Here is a 17,391-nt window from a genome sequence, read left to right on the forward strand (position 1 = left end):
CTGAGCTGTGAACCAGTGGGAGCGCTCCCACCATCAAGGCGTTGCCGAATACCTGTCAAGAGGTGAAGCACAAAGCCCTGCTGGGGCGCCTGCGATGTGCACTAGTCGGCGTGCGTGGCACACAGTCGGCGGATGGCCGGGAAGTTCCCCCTACCCTTGGACGGCACTTGACGCTAGGGTCGTGCGCCGGACCAGTGGGAGCGCGTCCACTTCTTGTCGACGTCCGCCGGTACCCGCCAGGGCACCGCGGACGGCACCATTCCTCGATCCCCCCACCTCACGAGGAGTCGCTCATGCGACGACCCACGCGCACCGCGGCGCTCGCCGTCGCGGCCGTGAGTACGGCGGCCGCGGCCGCCGCCCTGCTCCCCGCACTCGGCGCGACCGCGGCGGGAGCCGCACCGGCCTGCGCCGTGTCCTACTCGGTGACCAACCAGTGGGACGCCGGATTCCAGGGCAACGTTGTCATCACCAACAACGCCGCTCCCACCACCAGCTGGAAGCTCGGCTTCACCTTCTCCGGCGGCCAGAAGGTCACCCAGGGCTGGAACGCCGCCTGGACCCAGTCGGGCACCGCCGTGACCGCGGCCTCCGAGTCGTACAACGGCGCGATCCCCACCGGCGGCACCGTCAGCGCCGGCTTCCTCGGCAGCTGGTCGGGCAGCAACCCGGCGCCGACGGGCTTCACCCTCAACGGCGTCACCTGCAACGTGGACGGCGGCGGCACCACGCCCCCGACCACACCGCCCACCACCCCGCCGACGACGCCTCCCACCACGCCGCCGACGACCCCGCCGACCACTCCCCCGACCACACCGCCCGGCGGCGACACCGCGCCGCCCAAGCTGCACGTGTCCGGGAACAAGCTGCTCGACTCGACCGGCAAGCAGGTCGTGCTGCACGGCGTGAACCGCTCGGGCACCGAATTCGCCTGCGCGCAGGGCAACGGCATCTTCGACGGTCCGGTCGACGACGCCGCGATCAACGCCATCACCAGCTGGAAGGGCGTCAACGCGGTCCGCGTGCCGCTCAACGAGGACTGCTGGGAGGGCCTGAGCTACGTGCCCGGGGCCGACGGCGGCGCCAACTACATCGCGGCGATCACCGGCTGGGTCAACCGGCTGGTCGCGCACGGCATCACCCCGATCGTCGAGCTGCACTGGACGCACGGCCTCTACACGGGCAACTCGGCGGGCTGCACCGACGTCAACGCCACCTGCCAGAAGCCGATGCCGGACGCGCAGTACGCGATCCCGTTCTGGACCAGCGTGGCCAACACCTTCAAGTCGAACACCTCGATCGTCTTCGACCTGTTCAACGAGCCCTACCCGGACCGCGCGACGTCCACCACCGACCAGGCCTGGGCCTGCTGGAAGGACGGCGGCACCTGCCCCGGCATCAATTACGAGGTGGCGGGTATGCAGGACATGCTGGACGCCGTGCGCGGCACCGGCGCGCAGAACGTCGTCATGATGGGCGGCCTGGCCTACTCCAACGACCTGACCGGGTGGCTGGCCCACAAGCCGACCGACCCGACGGGCAACCTGGCGGCGGCCGTGCACGTCTACAACTTCAACTCATGCGCGAACAGCTCCTGCTGGGATTCCCAGCTGGCGCCGGTCGCCGCGAAGGTGCCGCTGGTGGCCGGTGAGATCGGCGAGAACACCTGCGGGCACTCCTTCGTCGACAGCTTCATGAGCTGGCTGGACAGCCACCAGGTGGGCTACCTCGGCTGGACGTGGAACACCTGGGACTGCTCGTCCGGTCCGTCGCTGATCTCCAGCTACGACGGCACCGCGACGGCGTACGGCCTCGGTCTGAAGAACCACCTGGCGTCGCTGGGCTGACCCGGCGGCACCCCGAGAACGGGGGCGGTCCCGTGCATGGATGGCGTGCACGGGCCCGCCCCTCCCTCGTGTCCGGGGCCCGCTGCGGGCTCCGCGGGGACGCCGGGCGGGCGCTGAACTGGGGCTGAGCGCCAACTTCCGTGCCCGGCGCGTCCGTTCGAGTCTCGTACTCGTTGCAGGCGCCAACTGGCCATTATTGAACAACTTATTGACGCGCCTATGGGTGCCTTGTATACATCACCTCGCCGAGAGAGCGCTCTCATCCCGCTCTGCCGGCCTCCGGCACGGACCCCCACCCGGTTGAGGAGAACACATGTCAGGCAGTACATCCCTGCTGGTGCGCAGAGCCGCGGGGCACCGTCGCGGGCGCCAGCCGTACCTCGTCCTAACCGCCCTGCTCGCGCTGCTGGCCGGGCTCGTCCTGGTGGTCGGCTCGCAGTCGCCGGCCCGCGCGGCGGGCACCCTGCTCTCGCAGGGCAAGCCGGCCACCGCGTCGTCCACCGAGAACGCCGGGACCCCCGCCTCGGCGGCCGTGGACGGCAACACCGGCACGCGCTGGTCGAGCGCGGCGTCCGACCCCCAGTGGCTCCAGGTGGACCTCGGCAGCAGCCAGGCCATCAGCCAGGTGACGCTCAACTGGGAGACGGCCTACGCCAAGGCGTTCACGATCCAGACGTCCGCCAACGGCACCACCTGGACCACCGTCTACTCCACCACCACCGGAACCGGCGGCGTGCAGAACCTCGCCGTAAACGGTTCCGGCCGCTACGTGCGGATCAACGGCACCGTGCGGGCCACACAGTGGGGCTACTCGCTGTGGGAGTTCCAGGTCTACGGCGGCGGCACCCAGCCCGGCGCCTGCACCACCACCAACGTCGCGCAGGGCAAGTCGGCCGTGGCGTCCTCCACCGAGAACGCCGGCACCCCCGCCTCGGCGGCGGTCGACGGCAACACCGGCACCCGCTGGTCCAGCGCCTTCAGCGACCCGCAGTGGCTGCGGGTGGACCTCGGCTCGTCGCAGCAGATCTGCGGCGTCGGGCTGAACTGGGAGGCCGCCTACGCGACCGCCTACCAGATCCAGGTCTCCGACGGCGCCGACGGCCCGTGGACGAACGTCTACTCCACCACCACCTCGACCGGCGGCGTGCAGAAGCTGGACGTGACCGGCACCGGCCGCTACGTCCGGGTCAACACCACCGCGCGGTCCACCGCGTACGGGGTGTCGCTGTGGGAGTTCCAGGTCTTCACCACCACCGGCGGGACGACCGACGGCGGCGGCAACAACGGCGGCACGACCGGTGGCACCACCGGCGGCACGACCCCGCCCGACGACTTCTGGGGCACCACCGACGACATCCCGGCCGCGCACAACGTGATGGAGCTGAAGATCCTCAACCGGACCAACGGCGCCTACCCGGACAGCCAGGTCTACTGGAGCTTCAACGGCCAGGTGCACTCCATCGCCGAGCAGCCGTACTTCGACATGCCGGCGAACTCCTCGGGCCGGATGTACTTCTACGTCGGTTCGCCGAACAGCCAGTACAACGACTTCATCGAGTTCACGATCGGCCCGAACGTCTTCAACGGCAACACCACCCGGGTCGACGCCTGGGCGCTGCCGCTGGCCATCCGGCTGCACTCGCACGACGGCCAGGACATCCAGCTCGGCGACAGCCAGGACCTGTTCACCATGAGCCGCGACCAGGTCTTCCAGTCCTTCCAGAACGCGGTGCCGCAGCAGTTCAAGGTGCTCGCGCAGACCCAGGCGCCCTACCGGATCATCGCCCCGGGCAGCGACCCGAGCTTCCGTGAGGGCGGGGTGAACGCGAACTACTTCACCGCGTACGCCCAGTCGGTCGGTGTCAACGAGCCCACCTCGAACATCTTCGGCTGCGCCGGTTCCATGGGCGCCGACGCCGCCAAGTGCGCCGCGCTCAACCGGCACACCGCGACGCTGCCCGCCGACCAGCAGCAGGACCCGACCAAGTTCTACAGCGGCGACCCGGCCAACTGGTACGCCAAGTACTGGCACGACCACGGCATCAACCACCTCGCGTACGGCTTCCCGTACGACGACGTGGCCGGCCAGGCCGCCTACGCCTCGCAGCAGAACCCGCAGTGGATGGAGGTCGCGGTCGGCTTCTAGCCGGTCCGCCGCCTCGCAGCCCCCGAGAGTTCCCCGGTTCCCCCCACATCCCCCCACAAAGCCGGGGGCGGGCCCGGTGCACACGCCATGTGCACCGTTCCCGCCCCCGGCGGTCCGCCCTTCGCAGGCGTCCTACGCCTCGCCTCGCGGCCCCGCGGCCGCCGGACGCCCCCCACGGCGTCCGGCGGCCGCTGCCGCGTGCACGGCGCTCATACGGACTCCCGCTGCACCAGCTCCGTCGAGAGCACGACGTGCCGGCGCACGGACTTGCGTTCGGCGATCTCCTCCAGCAGCACCCGGGCCATGGTGCGGCCCATCTCCTCGGTGGGCTGCCGGACACTGGTGAGCGCCGGGTCCATGTGGCGGGCGATCGCGGAGTCCTCGAAGCCGACGAGCGCGACGTCCTCGGGCACCCGGCGGCCCGCCTCGCGCAGCACCGCCCGCGCGCCGGCCGCCATGACGTCGGAGGCGGCGAACACGCCGTCGATCTCCGGGCGGCGCACCAGCAGCTCGCGCATCGCGCGCCGGCCGCCCTCCTCGGTGAAGTCGCCGCGGGCGACCAGGGCGCTGTCGAAGCCGCCGAGACCGCCGGAGCCGGACGCGGCCTCGACCGCCTGCCGGTAGCCGTCCAGCCGGCTGCGGGCCACGTACATGTCCGGCGGGCCGGTGATGGTGGCGACCTGGCGGCGGCCGCGGGCGATGAGGTGGGCGACCGCGGCGCGCGCCCCGCCGACGTTGTCGGCGTCGACGTAGGACACCGACTCCAGGTCGCTGCGGCGGCCGTTGAGGACCGCCGGCATCTCCAGCTGCTCCAGCAGGTCGGGCAGCGGGTCGTCCTCGTGGACGGACACCAGCAGCACGCCGTCGACCCGGTGGGCGGCCAGGTACTGCGCGAACCTGGTGCGCTCCTTGGGCGTGCGGATCAGGGTGAGCAGCAGCTGCATGTCGGTGTCGGCCAGCTCGGCGCCGATGCCGCGGATGATGTCGGAGAAGTAGGGCTCGGCGAAGAGCCGGGTCTCCGGTTCCGGGATGACCAGGGCGATGGCGTCGGTGCGGTTGCCGGCCAGCGCGCGGGCCGCGCGGTTGGGCACGTAGCCCAGTTCGGCGATGGCGGCCTCGACGGCGGCCTTGGCGCGGTCGCTGACTCTGGGTGATCCGTTGATCACCCGGGAGACCGTGCCTCGCCCGACTCCGGCGCGCAGCGCCACCTCCTCAAGGGTGGGACGCCCGCTGTGCCGTCCGTTCATGGCCACTGCCGCCTCCTGTACTCATTTCGCGCCACCTTAGCGCCCGGTCCTTCCCCGCAGGAGCGGTACCTGAGAGCGCTCCCACACTACAAGCCCCAGGCAGGGGCTTCCGTTCAAGAAGTAATCGCGAGTCAGCTCCGGACACGTTCCGGCAACGAAATGGACTTCACATCTTGACACTGACCCCTCCGAGGCGTGAATGTTCCGGAAAGCCTACGTGGGAGCGCTCCCACAGCGCCAACTTTCGTACCACCCCGGGGACCACGCACCACCAGCACGCTGACCCACCCTGACAAGGAGAGTGGAATGCGCACTTCCGGCAGAACCCGCAAGGCCGCCGTCATCGCGGTCGCGGGTCTCGCAGCCTGCGCGACCCTGATCACCGGCTGCAGCAGCGACAGCAAGGACGACAGCAAGGACAGCTCGAAGGGCGGCACGTCCAACGAGAACATCACCCTGCACGTCGGCGACTTCGGCTCGTTCGGCTACGACGACAAGAACGGCGCCGCTCTCTACGCCGAGTACCACAAGCTGCACCCGAACATCACGATCGTCGAGGACAACGTCTCCGACGGCCAGCAGTACTGGGACAAGCTCAAGCTGCACCTGACCCAGAACAGCGGTCTGGCGGACATCCAGGCGATCGAGGTCGGCTACATCGGGCTGGCGATCCAGCCGAACCTGGCGAACAAGTTCGTGGACTTCAAGACGGTCCAGGGCTTCGACGCCAACGCGTGGCTCCCCTACAAGGAGAAGCAGGCCACCACCGGCGACGGCAAGATCATCGGCCTGGGCACGGACGCCGGCCCGACCGCGATCTGCTACAACAAGGACGCCTTCGCCAAGGCCGGCCTGCCCACCGACCGCGACCAGCTCGCGGCGGCGTGGAACGGCGACTGGCAGAAGTTCATCGACCTGGGCAAGCAGTTCCAGGCCAAGGCCCCCAAGGGCATGAAGTTCTCCGACTCCGGCAGCGGCCTGTTCAACGCGATCCTGGCCAGCCAGTCCACGCAGTACTCGGACGAGAACGGCAAGCTGATCTACGACACCAGCGCGGGCGTCAAGACCGCCTGGGACCTGTCGACGGAGGCCGTGCAGGCCGGCATCACCGCCGGCTACCAGCAGCTGGACCCGCAGAACGCGTGGGCGGCGGCCTTCAAGACCGGCAAGTTCGCGACCGTGACCTGCCCGAGCTGGATGGTCGGCCTCGTGCAGACCAACTCCGGTGACGCCGGCAAGGGCAAGTGGGACGTCGCCGCGCCGCCGCAGGTCGGCAACTGGGGCGGTTCCTTCCTGGCGGTGCCGAAGTCCGGCAAGCACGTCAAGGAGGCCACCGACCTGGCCCAGTGGCTGACCGCCAAGGAGCAGGAGGTCAAGGTCTTCCAGAAGTTCGGGAACATCCCCTCGAACGTGGCGGCCCTTGAGGACCCGGCGGTCCAGACCCTCACCAACCCGTACTTCCCGGGCACCCCGATCGGCAAGATCTTCGCGGGTGCGGCCAAGAACATCACCCCGGCCCCGATCGGCCCGTGGGACGGCAACGTGAAGGACATCATCACCAAGAACGGCATCATGGACATGGAGAAGCGCGGCACGGCCAAGGACAAGGCCTGGTCGAACGTGGTCTCCCAGATCAAGGACAAGGTCGTTCAGTAACCCCCGGCGGGGCCGCCCGGCAGTGTCTCCCACCTGCCGGGCGGCCCGTCATACGGCCGGCTGCGAGAAGTGAAGCCATCCGGCCGAGGCCTCTACAAGTTCTGAACAACCCTCCCCCCTCCCCCGGTTCACCGCCCGCACCCCTACGGGAAGGACGCCACTCGTGGCCACCTCCGTCAGGGCGACGTCCGACGGCAGCCCGCCGTCTTCCAGGCCCGCCCCGCGCTCCACATCCCAGGACGGCAGCCGACCTCCCGGCTGGCGCGCCCGGCTCTACCGCTTCGACACCAAGGCGTCGCCGTACGCCTATGTCGCCCCGTTCTTCATCGTCTTCGCCGCCTTCGGCCTGTTCCCGCTGATCTACACCGGCTGGCTCTCGCTGCATCAGGTCGAGCTGGGAACGCACGGATCGTGGGTGGGTTTCGACAACTACACCGCCCTGTGGGACAGCCCGTTCTTCTGGAAGGCGCTGCGCAACACCTTCACGCTCGCGGTGATCTCCACGGTCCCGCAGCTGCTGATGGCGCTCGGCATCGCACACCTGCTCAACTACAAGATGCGCGGCCGCTCCTTCTTCCGGGTCGCGGTCCTGGCCCCGTACGCGACGTCGGTCGCCGCGGCCACGCTGGTCTTCGTCCAGATGTACAACCCCGACTACGGCATCGTGAACGAGGTGCTGGGCAAGGTCGGCTTCCCGCACATCGACTGGGAGTCGTCCAAGTGGCCCGCGCAGATAGCGATCTCCTCGATCGTCACCTGGCGCTGGACCGGCTACAACGCGCTGATCTACCTGGCCGCGATGCAGGCCGTCCCCGCCGACCTGTACGAGGCGGCCGCGCTGGACGGTGCCTCGCGCTGGCGGCAGTTCATCAACGTCACGATCCCGTCGATCCGCCCGACGATCCTCTTCACGATCATCGTCTCCACCATCGGCGCGACCCAGCTGTTCGGTGAGCCGCTGATGTACGGCGGTGGCGTCGGCATCACCGGCGGCACCGACCACCAGTACCAGACGCTCAGCCTCTACATGTACGACCAGGGCTGGAACGTCGGCGAGCTCGGCCGGGCCTCCGCCGTGGCCTGGGTCATGCTGCTGATCCTGCTGCTCATCGGTGCCGCCAACCTGCTGATCGCGCGCTCCAACCGCAAGAAGCTGGGGGGCTGACCCATGGCTCAGATCGCCGAGAACGCGCGGACCGCGGGTCCGCGCCACTCCACCGCCGCCGTCCCGCGCCGCCGCCGCGGCAGGGCCGGAGCGCCGGGCAAGCAGCAGAACGCCGGTCCGATCGCGTACCTGCTGCTGATCTTCGCCGCGCTGGTGTCGCTCTTCCCGCTGTACTGGACGGTCAGCGCCGCGTCGCACACCGACCAGGACATCATCGACGCGCACCCGTCGCTGCTGGTGCCCAGCGGTCACCTGATCTCCAACATGAAGATCGTCTGGGACCAGGTCGACATGACCAAGGCCCTCATCAACTCCACGATCGTGGCGGGCCTGGTGGCCCTCAGCACCGTGCTGTTCGCGACGCTGGCCGGCTTCGCCTTCGCCAAGCTCCAGTTCCGCGGCCGCAACGCGCTGCTGACCATCGTCGTCGCCACCATGACGATCCCGCCGCAGCTCAGCGTGATCCCGCTTTACCAGATCATCACCAACGTGGGCTGGGTCAACCATCTGCAGTCGGTCATCCTGCCCTCGCTGGTCGCCGCGTTCGGCGTGTTCTTCATGCGGCAGTTCCTCTCCGAGGCGCTGCCGATCGAGCTGATCGAGGCCGCCCGCGTCGACGGAGCGCACAGCCTGCGCATCCTGTGGCACGTCGTCTTCCCCATCGCCCGACCCGCGATGGCCGTCCTGGGCATGCTCGTCTTCGTCCAGGCCTGGAACGACTTCTTCTGGCCCCTCATCGCCCTGAGCGAGCAGAACCCGACGGTGCAGGTCGCACTGGCCGGTGTCGGCTCCGGCAACCACAGCGTGGACCACGCGGTGGTCGTGACCGCCGCCCTGGTCGCGACGCTGCCGCTGCTGATCGTCTTCGCCGTGCTGGGCAAGCAGATCGTCGGCGGTATCACCGCGGGCGCCGTCAAGAGCTGACCTCATGCGCCCGTACGGCGACCACCCCCCCGCGCCGTACGGGCCCGTGAGAGCCCCCTTCCCCCGACTACCCCCTGATTCCCCTGGAGTCCCCCGTCATGACAGCTGTCCATTCAGAGGGCACCGAGCTTTCCACCGGCTCTGCCTCGCTCCGATTCCCCCCCGGCTTCGTCTGGGGGTCGGCAACGGCCGCCTACCAGGTCGAGGGCGCCGCAGCCGAGGACGGCCGGACGCCTTCGATCTGGGACACGTTCAGCCACACGCCTGGCCGGGTCCGCAACGGGGACACCGGTGACATCGCCGCCGACCACTACCACCGCTACCGCGACGACGTCGCCCTCATGTCCGACCTGGGCCTGGGCGCGTACCGCTTCTCCGTGTCCTGGTCACGGGTCCAGCCCACCGGGCGCGGCCCCGCCGTCCAGCGCGGACTGGACTTCTACCGCCGGCTGACCGACGAGCTGCTCGACAAGGGCATCACCCCGGTCGCCACCCTCTACCACTGGGACCTGCCCCAGGACCTGGAGGACGTCGGCGGCTGGACCGTCCGCGACACCACCGAGCGCTTCGCCGAATACACCGAGATCGTCGCGAGCGCGCTCGGCGACCGGGTGCCGTACTGGACGACGCTCAACGAGCCGTGGTGCTCGGCCTACCTCGGCTACGGCTCCGGCGTGCACGCCCCCGGGCGCACCGAGCCGGAGTCCGCCCTCAAGGCCGCCCACCACCTCAACCTCGCCCATGGCCGGGCGATCGGGGTTCTGCGTTCCGTTCTCCCCGCTACAGCGCAGACCTCGATCACCCTCAACCTGCACCAGGTCCGCCCGCTCAGCGACTCCGCCGCCGACCTGGACGCCGCCCGCCGTATCGACGCGGTCGGCAACCGGGTCTTCCTCGGCCCGATCCTCGGCGACGGCTACCCCGCCGACCTGCTCGACGACACCGCGCACATCGTCGACTGGGAGAGCCTGGTCAAGGACGGCGACCTCGCCGAGATCAGCCGCCCCATCGACCTGCTCGGCATCAACTACTACACGCCGACGCTGGTCTCCGACGGCCGCGCGCACACCGAGGGCGCCCAGCTGCCGCGCAACGACGGCCACGGCGACAGCGACCACTCCCCGTGGCCCGGCTCCGAGCACGTCGCCTTCCACCAGTCGCCCGGCGAGACCACCGCGATGCGCTGGTCCATCGACGCGACCGGCCTGCGCGACCTCATCAACCGCATCGCCCGCGACTACCCGGGCCTGCCGATGATGATCACCGAGAACGGCGCCGCCTACGACGACTACGTCTCGCCCGAGGGCCAGGTCAACGACCCCGAGCGGATCTCGTACGTGCACGGTCACCTCGCCGCCGTCCACGAGACCATCGCCGGCGGCGCCGACGTGCGCGGCTACTTCCTGTGGTCCCTCATGGACAACTTCGAGTGGGCCTACGGCTACAGCAAGCGCTTCGGCGCGGTCTACGTCGACTTCGGCACCCAGCGCCGGATCCCGAAGCGCAGCGCCCACTGGTACTCCCAGGTGGCGCGGTCAAACGTCCTTCCGGACCTCCCGGAGGAGGACGGGAAGTCCTGAGGGGACGGGAAAAAGGAGCGGTACGGCAGTTCGAGGGTGCTGCCGTACCGCTCCTTTCGTCGTCCGCGGATCCGCCCTACGGGGGCGGCTCCAGCTTGACGCCCACCCCGCGCAGCGTGTGCAGGTAGCGCGGCCGGGCCGCCGACTCGCCGAGCTTGCGGCGCAGCCACGACAGGTGCACGTCGATCGTCTGGTCGTCCCCGTACGACTGCCGCCACACCTCCGCGAGCAGCTCCCGCCGCGCCACCACCACCCCCGGCCGCGCCGCGAGGAAGCTCAGCAGGTCGAACTCCCGCCGGCTCAGCGCCAGCGCCACCCCGTCCAGCACGGCGAGCCTGCGCCGCGCGTCGATCGTCAGCCCCCCGACCCGGATCACCGCCTCCACCGGCGGCACCGCCCGCCCCCGGGCCCGGCGCAGCACCGCCGCCAGCCGCGCGGCCAGCAGTTCCACCGCGTACGGCTTGACGACGTAGTCGTCCGCCCCCACGTGCAGCAGCCGCACCGCCTGCGGCTCCTCCCGGCCCGTCGCCGTCACCAGCACCGGCACGTCGCTGAAGCCGCGCAGCATCCGCAGCGCCTCCGCGCCGCCCATGTCCGGCAGCCCCAGATCCAGCACGACGGCGTCGAACCGCCCGCGCCCCACTTCCCGTAACGCCTCCAGGGCGGTTCCGGCACTGCGGACGCTGTACGAGGCGTCCGTCAGATGACGGATCACCGTGGAGCGTAAGAAGGTGTCGTCCTCGACGACCAGAACGCCGGCCATCCCGGCAACTTAGCGCGTTCGGCTGCGCCGGGTTCGCCGGTTGTGACGCTCCGCCGACGCCGTCAGCCGAAGGCGTGCGGGGGCGGGGGCGGGGACGGGGTGGCGGTCGCGTCGGTCACCACCGGGGCGCCGGCGGTGAAGGCGGTCAGGGAGGGGCCGGACTCGACCCGGCCGGGGTGCGGGTCGGTCGCCACCCGGCGGGTCAGCTCGGCCACCGGCAGGGGGTGATCGGCGGCCCACAGCACGGCGTTGCCGAAACGCTTCCCCCGCAGCACCGCGGGGTCGGCCGCGACGCAGACCTCCGCGAAGGCCGCGCCCGCCGTGGCGATCTGGCCGCGCAGGAAGGCCAGCGCCCCGCCGTCCGTCAGGTTCGCGGCGTAGCAGCCGCCGGGCCGCAGCACCCGGCGCACGTCCGTCAGGAACTCCGCGCTGGTCAGGTGCTTGGGCGTGCGGGCACCGCCGAAGACGTCGGCGATGACCAGATCCGCCCACCCGTCCGGCACCTTCGTCAGGCCCTCGCGCGCATCACCGCTGCGCACCTTGATCCGCCAGCCGCGCTCCCACGGCAGATGCGTCCGCACCAGCTCCACCAGCGCGGTGTCCAGCTCGATGACCTGCTGCGTGGACCGCGGCCGGGTGAACGCGGTGTACCGCGCGAGCGTCAGCGCCCCGCCGCCGAGATGGACGACCCGCAGCGGGGCGCCCGGCGGCGCGGCCAGGTCGATGACATGGCCCAGCCGGCGCTGGTAGGAGAAGCCCAGGTGGTCCGGCTCGGCGAGGTCCACATGCGACTGCGGCGCGCCCTCCACCACCAGCGCCCAGGCCCGCGGGCGCTCCCGGTCCGGTACGAGGGCCGCGGCGCCGCCGCCGACCTGCGCGGTCACCGCCTCGGGGGTACGCGCTCTGCCGCCGCGCTCTTTTCTGCCTGCCATGCGCCGATTATCCGGGCCCGGCGGCTACCTCGTGCGCAACCCCAGGTAACCGTCGGCCAGCTCGATCGTGCGGGCCGCCTGACCGAGCGCGGCACGCAGCACCGCGGGGTCGGTCACCGCGGTCTCCTCGCGCGGCGGCACCAGCCACCCGCCGTCCGCGCCGGGCGCGACCGCGCTCGTACACGAGCTGCCCGGCACGTCCCAGCCGTCGGCCGTGCCCGGCGGCACGAGGAAGCCGAGGCTGGCGCCGTCGCCGTCGTGCAGCACCGGGCCCACGCCGCTGCCGTAGCGCAGCAGATCGACCGCTTCGAGGCCCTGCCGGGCCGGTACCGTCACCAGCTCGCACGACGCCGGCAGCTCGCTGCCCTCCGGGCTGGGGCCCGACCTGTGCGTACCGCTCGTGTCCGCCACGGCAAACACTCCTCTCACGACGGGATGTGCCACACCCGTACAACGCGGGAGTCCGGCGCGGATTCGCTTCGCCAGGGGTGGCGTTGCCTGGCGAATAGTGGGTGGGATATCCGGTTTGTACGATGCGCTCCCGGTGGGGCTCCCCTCGGGGGACCCGGCGGCCCGCCCGTGGCCCGGGGAGCCACCCGTACGGAGCAACGACGCAGGGCGCGGCCGGCGCACCCGGCCTAGCGTGAAAACATGGCCCGCCTGCGCATCGTCGCCGCCCTCGCCGCGGCCCTGACGGCGACCCTCCTGGCCGCACCGCACCCGGCGGACGGCACCGCCTCCGCCGCCCCCTACGACCAGCACCCCACCTGGGCCGGCTGCCCCAACGTCCCCACCCCCCGGCCGGGCGCCGGTCCGCAGCACATGGAGTGCGCCACCCTCAGCGTCCCCCGCGACTACGCCCGCCCCGACCGCGGCGAACTCGACCTCGCGATCAGCCGGATCCCGGCGACCGGCCCCGGCCCGCGCCTCGGCTCGCTCCTGGTCAACTTCGGCGGCCCCGGCCTGCCCGGCATCCCCGAACTCGCCGCGGTCGCGGCCAACGGCGACCTCGCCAGCCTCAACCGGCGCTACGACCTCGTCGGCTTCGACCCGCGCGGAGTCGGCCGCAGCACCCCCGTGGACTGCGGCGACCTCTCCGGCGTGACCTCCACCGACGCCGCCGTCCAGGCCCGCCAGGTGGCCCAGGCCTGCCGCGCGCACTCCGGCGGCCTGCTGCCCTTCGTCGGCACCCGCAACGCCGCGCACGACATGGACGTCATCCGCTCCGCCGTCGGCGACGACCGGCTGACCTACCTCGGCTTCTCCTACGGCGGCCGCCTCGGCTCCGTCTACGCCCACGAATTCCCCCAGCACACCGGGCGCATGGTGCTCGACGGGGTGCCCGACCCCACACTCGACGACATCGGCACCGCGCTCGCCCAGAGCGCCGCCTTCCAGCACGCCCTCACCGACTTCGCCGCCGACTGCGCCGCGCGCTCCTGCCCCATCGCGGGACACACCGCGAAGGAAGTCGTCGCCGGCATCGCGGAACAGGGCCACGCCCTCGACGGCGCCGGCGTCGCCACCGTCACCGGCCAGCTCGACCACGAGGGCTTCGTGCAGGGCGTGCAGAACGCCCTCTACTCCAAGGACGACTGGTCCGACCTGCGGGACGCGCTGCGCGCCCTGCGCACGGGGGACGGCGAACCGATGATGCAGCTCGCCTACCCCGGCCAGATGGGGCAGCTCGGCGGCGGCATGCTCGGCCGGCTCACCGCGACCGGCTCCGGACCCGGCTCCGGCTCCGGCTCCGGACCCGACTGGGCGGTGCCCGACAACTACGAGATGGCCAAGCTCGCGATCGACTGCCAGGACACGCCGGAGCGGCGCACGGCCGCGGCCGTGCACCGCCTCGACGGGCGCTTCACCGCCGCCTCCGACGTGTTCGGGCCGTCCATCGAGGCCACCCTGCTGGCCTGCACGGGCTGGCCCCCCGGCGACCGCGCCTCCCGCGAGGTCACCGCCCGGACCGCTCCGCAGGCCCTGCTGGTCGGCACGACGGCGGACCCCGCGACCCCGTACCCGGGCGCCGCCCACATGGCCGCGGCCCTCGGCAACGGAAGCCGTGTCCTGACGTACCGGGGTGACGGGCACGGGGCGTACTTCGCGCACAACCGGTGCGTACGGGGTTCCGTCGAGGCGTATCTGGTCGAGGGCACGCTGCCTTCGCCGGGGGCGGTGTGCTGACGCTCCGTCCTGGGCGGTGCGGTCCGCTGTGCGACCTTGCGGTGGGTGGGGGGGTTGCTCGCGCAGTTCTCCCCCAGAGCTTCGCCTGGGAGGTGCCCCCACGCGCCCCTGGTCGTTGCCCGGCGGGGCATCGCGCCTTCCCTCCGGGGGTGGGGTCGGGTGCCGCCACGGGGCACCTCCTCGGAATGCGCCTTCACCCTCCTCCCGGGTTGGTGAAGGGACTGGCAGCGCATTCCTGCGGGGGCACCCCGCACCGTCCCCCTCCGAGCCGGTGCGGCGGCTGCCTGCCGGTGGGGGGTTCTCGTGCGGGGGAGGGTGCCGCTCGCGGGGTCAGGGGTGGCCGGGGAAGCGGCGGGGGAAGAGGAAGCCCTCGGCCACGGCGGTGGCGGCGGCGACGCGGGGGAGGTCGGGGCGCCGCTCGCAGAGCAGGTGGCGGGGGTACCACGTGGGGTCGTACGCGGAGTACGTGCGGGAGCGTTCCGCGATGTTCCAGTGCCGGGCGAGCAGCCGCAGGGGTCCACGGGAAGCCGCCGCGGAACGGAACGCCGTGGTGTTGAGGGAGACGCGGGTGACCCCGGCGACGGGGCCGGACGCCCCGGACGCCGCGGTGAGGAGCAGGTCGGTGAGGAGGTGGTCCGCGGGGGCGCGGCCGGAGTCGCGGTCGTAGCGGACGAGGTCGAGGGTGAGTCCGTCCGGACCCCAGGGGACGAAGCCGAGGAGCGCGCAGGTGCGGCCGTTGGGGTCGAGGCACTCGGCGAGCAGGCAGTCGCCGTCGGTCTCGTCGCCGAGGCGGCCGAGGGCGACGGCGAAGCCGCGTTCGGCGGGGTGGCGGCGCCAGGCGTCGGCGAGCTGGCGCAGGCGGCGCCAGTCGTCGGGCGGGACGTCGCGCTGGCGGCGGATCCGTGCGGTGTAGCCCGCGCCGGTGAGCAGGTCGTGGGCGTTGCGGAGGGCGGGGGTCTCGCCCGCGGCGAAGTCCCGGGGGGTGACGACGGCCTCCCCGCCGGAGGCGTACGCGTGGAAACCCTGCGTGGCGTAGGCGGCGGCGGCTTCGGCGCCGGCGTTGGTGACGGCGGGGACCCAGGCGTGCGCGCCGGCCAGGTCGAGCCAGGCGGTGACGGCGGCGGACCAGGCGGCGGGCGGGCCGAGGGGGTCGCCGGAGGCGAGGGCGACGCCGTTGACGACGCGGTAGAGGATCGCCGCGTCCCGGTCGGGGGACCAGCACACGGATTTGTCGCGGCGCAGCGCGAAGTAGCCGAAGGAGTCGCGCCGCCCGTACGCGCGCAGCAGCGCCCGCAGCCGGCGTTCGTCGGTGGGCTGGAGCCGGGCGCGGCCGCGGGGGGCGCGGAAGAAGGCGAGCAGGACGACGAGCAGGAGGGCCACGCTGAGGACGTTGATCGCCAGGTCGGTCCAGCCGGGCACGGTGATGCCGGGCAGGTCGAACAGCCCGGAGACGGTCAGCACGCGCACGGAGGCGTAGCGCAGGCTCGCGGCCCATTCGCGTGGCGGGGTGCGGTCGGTGGCGTGCACCAGCAGGGTGCCGACGCCGACGGCGACGACCGCGCCGATCACCAGGCTGGTCAGGCCGAGGGCGACGTTGCCGCGTTCGCCGCGCACGTTGAAGACCGGGCGGGAGACGAGCAGCGCCAGCAGGAAGGCGACGGTGACGGCGAGCGCGAGCCAGTTGACGGCGTGGCCGCGGGAGGTGCCCACGGCCCCGAGCGTGCCGACGAGGATGAGCGTGTAGCCCGCGGCAAGCACCGTGGTGAGGATCCACGCGGCGCGTTTGCGGCGGCGCAGGCTGACGGAGAGCAGCAGCGCGAGCACCGCGCCGGTGAAGCCGGGGCTGACCAGGAAGGCGGTGACGTACTCGCCGTCGGTGGCGGCCCGCACCCGCTGGCGGAAGGGGGCGACGAGGCCGGTGACGACGTTGACGGCGGTCGCGAGCCGCAGGTACCAGACGGCGGCGGTCGCGCCCGGCGCGCGCAGCGGGCGCAGCACCCGGCCGAGCAGCACCTCCAGCCGGGAGGGCGGGATGTCGACGATCGTCGGCCGGGCCGCCTCCGCCTTGCTGAGCGACACCGGGCTGGGCGCGCCCGCGACCGCGTCCATCGCGCGGGTCTTCCAGGCGACGAGCCGCCGGTGGATGCGTTCCTCGCGGCGCTCGGCGCGGGCCATCCGGCGCGGCCTGCTGCCGTAGCGCCAGCGCGCCCAGGGGCTGCCGGGGCGGGCCAGCCGCAGGGCGCCGACGACGGCGAGGAAGGGCAGCATCACCCCGAGCAGCCCGGTCCACACCTTGCCCTTGGCCAGGCACAGCACGACGAAGCCGAGCAGGACGGCGGCGATCAGGTAGGTCGTCCAGGAGGTGCCGCCGACGTAGCCGCCGAGCGGGGCCTGGCCGATGAGCAGCAGGCCGATGACGCACACCGCGAGGATCACCGCGTCGACGGACCGGCGGCCCTCCTCGCGCCAGTACACGTCCTCCAGGTGCAGCACGAGCGCGAACTCGTCGAGGACCAGGCCGCAGCCCGCGCCGAAGACGACGGCGAGGATGTCGTGCGCCAGCGGGCCGCCGTGCACCGCGAAGGAGCCGACGCCGCCGACGATCATCATGATCTGCCCGAAGACGACATGGTGGATGTGCAGGCCGCCGGGCTGCACATTGCCCGGCCACCAGGACACGCCCCGGCGGATCATCCGGACGCTGAAACGGATGAAGAGGAAGGAGCCGAGCAGACCGGCGAGGAGCAGGAAGAGCGGGGTGCGGCCACCGGTGCCGGAGATGTGTACGCGGACGGCGTCCGACAGCGACCAGTGGCCCATCGTCCCAGGGTGCGTTCCGGGGCACACCCGGCCAAGCGGGCACGCCGGTCTCACGTTGTCTTACCGCGTCCTACGGCCTCGTACGACGCCGAAGGCCCTCCGTGAACACGGAGGGCCTTCGAAT

The 17,391-nt window shown here is 71.8% G+C and carries 12 protein-coding genes; 7 read left to right on the forward strand and 5 right to left on the reverse strand.

The window, feature by feature from the left end:
- Positions 1 to 293 precede the first annotated feature (293 nt).
- Together ACWERV_RS12270 and ACWERV_RS12275 are read left to right on the forward strand one after the other, a co-directional pair.
- Positions 294 to 1,847 carry a cellulose binding domain-containing protein gene (locus tag ACWERV_RS12270; protein WP_452931894.1) on the forward strand — a complete coding sequence of 518 codons (1,554 nt, stop codon included), beginning with the start codon at positions 294 to 296 and terminating at the stop codon, positions 1,845 to 1,847.
- Positions 1,848 to 2,160: 313 nt separating this feature from the next.
- The gene (locus tag ACWERV_RS12275; protein ID WP_398181305.1) at positions 2,161 to 3,993 is read left to right on the forward strand and encodes a discoidin domain-containing protein; all 1,833 of its coding nucleotides are present in this window, start codon (positions 2,161 to 2,163) and stop codon (positions 3,991 to 3,993) included.
- A gap of 209 nt (positions 3,994 to 4,202) precedes the next feature.
- Here ACWERV_RS12275 and ACWERV_RS12280 read toward each other — a convergent pair whose 3' ends face one another.
- On the reverse strand, positions 4,203 to 5,240 hold the full coding sequence (locus ACWERV_RS12280) for a LacI family DNA-binding transcriptional regulator (RefSeq protein WP_398182119.1): 1,038 nt from the start codon (positions 5,238 to 5,240) through the stop codon (positions 4,203 to 4,205).
- Positions 5,241 to 5,546: 306 nt separating this feature from the next.
- Here ACWERV_RS12280 and ACWERV_RS12285 point away from each other — a divergent pair, with 306 nt between their 5' ends.
- The 4 genes from ACWERV_RS12285 to ACWERV_RS12300 all read left to right on the forward strand — a co-directional run bounded on the left by ACWERV_RS12285 (position 5,547) and on the right by ACWERV_RS12300 (position 10,565).
- Positions 5,547 to 6,896, forward strand: a complete 1,350-nt coding sequence (locus ACWERV_RS12285) for an ABC transporter substrate-binding protein (RefSeq protein WP_452931898.1) — start codon at positions 5,547 to 5,549, stop codon at positions 6,894 to 6,896.
- 163 nt (positions 6,897 to 7,059) lie between these two features.
- Positions 7,060 to 8,061 carry a carbohydrate ABC transporter permease gene (locus tag ACWERV_RS12290; RefSeq protein WP_452931901.1) on the forward strand — a complete coding sequence of 334 codons (1,002 nt, stop codon included), beginning with the start codon at positions 7,060 to 7,062 and terminating at the stop codon, positions 8,059 to 8,061.
- Between the two features lie 3 nt (positions 8,062 to 8,064).
- The gene (locus ACWERV_RS12295) at positions 8,065 to 8,985 is read left to right on the forward strand and encodes a carbohydrate ABC transporter permease (RefSeq protein ID WP_398181295.1); all 921 of its coding nucleotides are present in this window, start codon (positions 8,065 to 8,067) and stop codon (positions 8,983 to 8,985) included.
- Between the two features lie 98 nt (positions 8,986 to 9,083).
- Positions 9,084 to 10,565, forward strand: coding sequence for a GH1 family beta-glucosidase (locus ACWERV_RS12300; protein ID WP_398181292.1), 1,482 nt, complete (start codon positions 9,084 to 9,086; stop codon positions 10,563 to 10,565).
- 76 nt (positions 10,566 to 10,641) lie between these two features.
- Here ACWERV_RS12300 and ACWERV_RS12305 read toward each other — a convergent pair whose 3' ends face one another.
- The 3 genes from ACWERV_RS12305 to ACWERV_RS12315 all read right to left on the reverse strand — a co-directional run bounded on the left by ACWERV_RS12305 (position 10,642) and on the right by ACWERV_RS12315 (position 12,671).
- Entirely contained in the window at positions 10,642 to 11,328 is a 687-nt protein-coding gene (locus ACWERV_RS12305; protein ID WP_452931904.1) for a response regulator transcription factor, read from the reverse strand.
- A 62-nt stretch (positions 11,329 to 11,390) separates the two neighbouring features.
- A complete protein-coding gene (locus ACWERV_RS12310; protein WP_452931907.1) occupies positions 11,391 to 12,260 on the reverse strand; it encodes a spermidine synthase in 870 nt (289 codons plus the stop codon).
- Between the two features lie 24 nt (positions 12,261 to 12,284).
- On the reverse strand, positions 12,285 to 12,671 hold the full coding sequence (locus ACWERV_RS12315; RefSeq protein ID WP_398181284.1) for a hypothetical protein: 387 nt from the start codon (positions 12,669 to 12,671) through the stop codon (positions 12,285 to 12,287).
- 240 nt (positions 12,672 to 12,911) lie between these two features.
- Between ACWERV_RS12315 and ACWERV_RS12320 the strand changes: the two genes are divergently transcribed.
- Complete coding sequence (locus tag ACWERV_RS12320; protein ID WP_452931909.1) at positions 12,912 to 14,447, forward strand: alpha/beta hydrolase; 1,536 nt, start codon at positions 12,912 to 12,914, stop codon at positions 14,445 to 14,447.
- Between the two features lie 330 nt (positions 14,448 to 14,777).
- Here ACWERV_RS12320 and ACWERV_RS12325 read toward each other — a convergent pair whose 3' ends face one another.
- The gene (locus tag ACWERV_RS12325) at positions 14,778 to 17,267 is read right to left on the reverse strand and encodes a phosphatidylglycerol lysyltransferase domain-containing protein (protein ID WP_452931912.1); all 2,490 of its coding nucleotides are present in this window, start codon (positions 17,265 to 17,267) and stop codon (positions 14,778 to 14,780) included.
- Positions 17,268 to 17,391 lie beyond the last annotated feature (124 nt).

Source organism: Streptomyces sp. NPDC004031 (assembly GCF_053604375.1).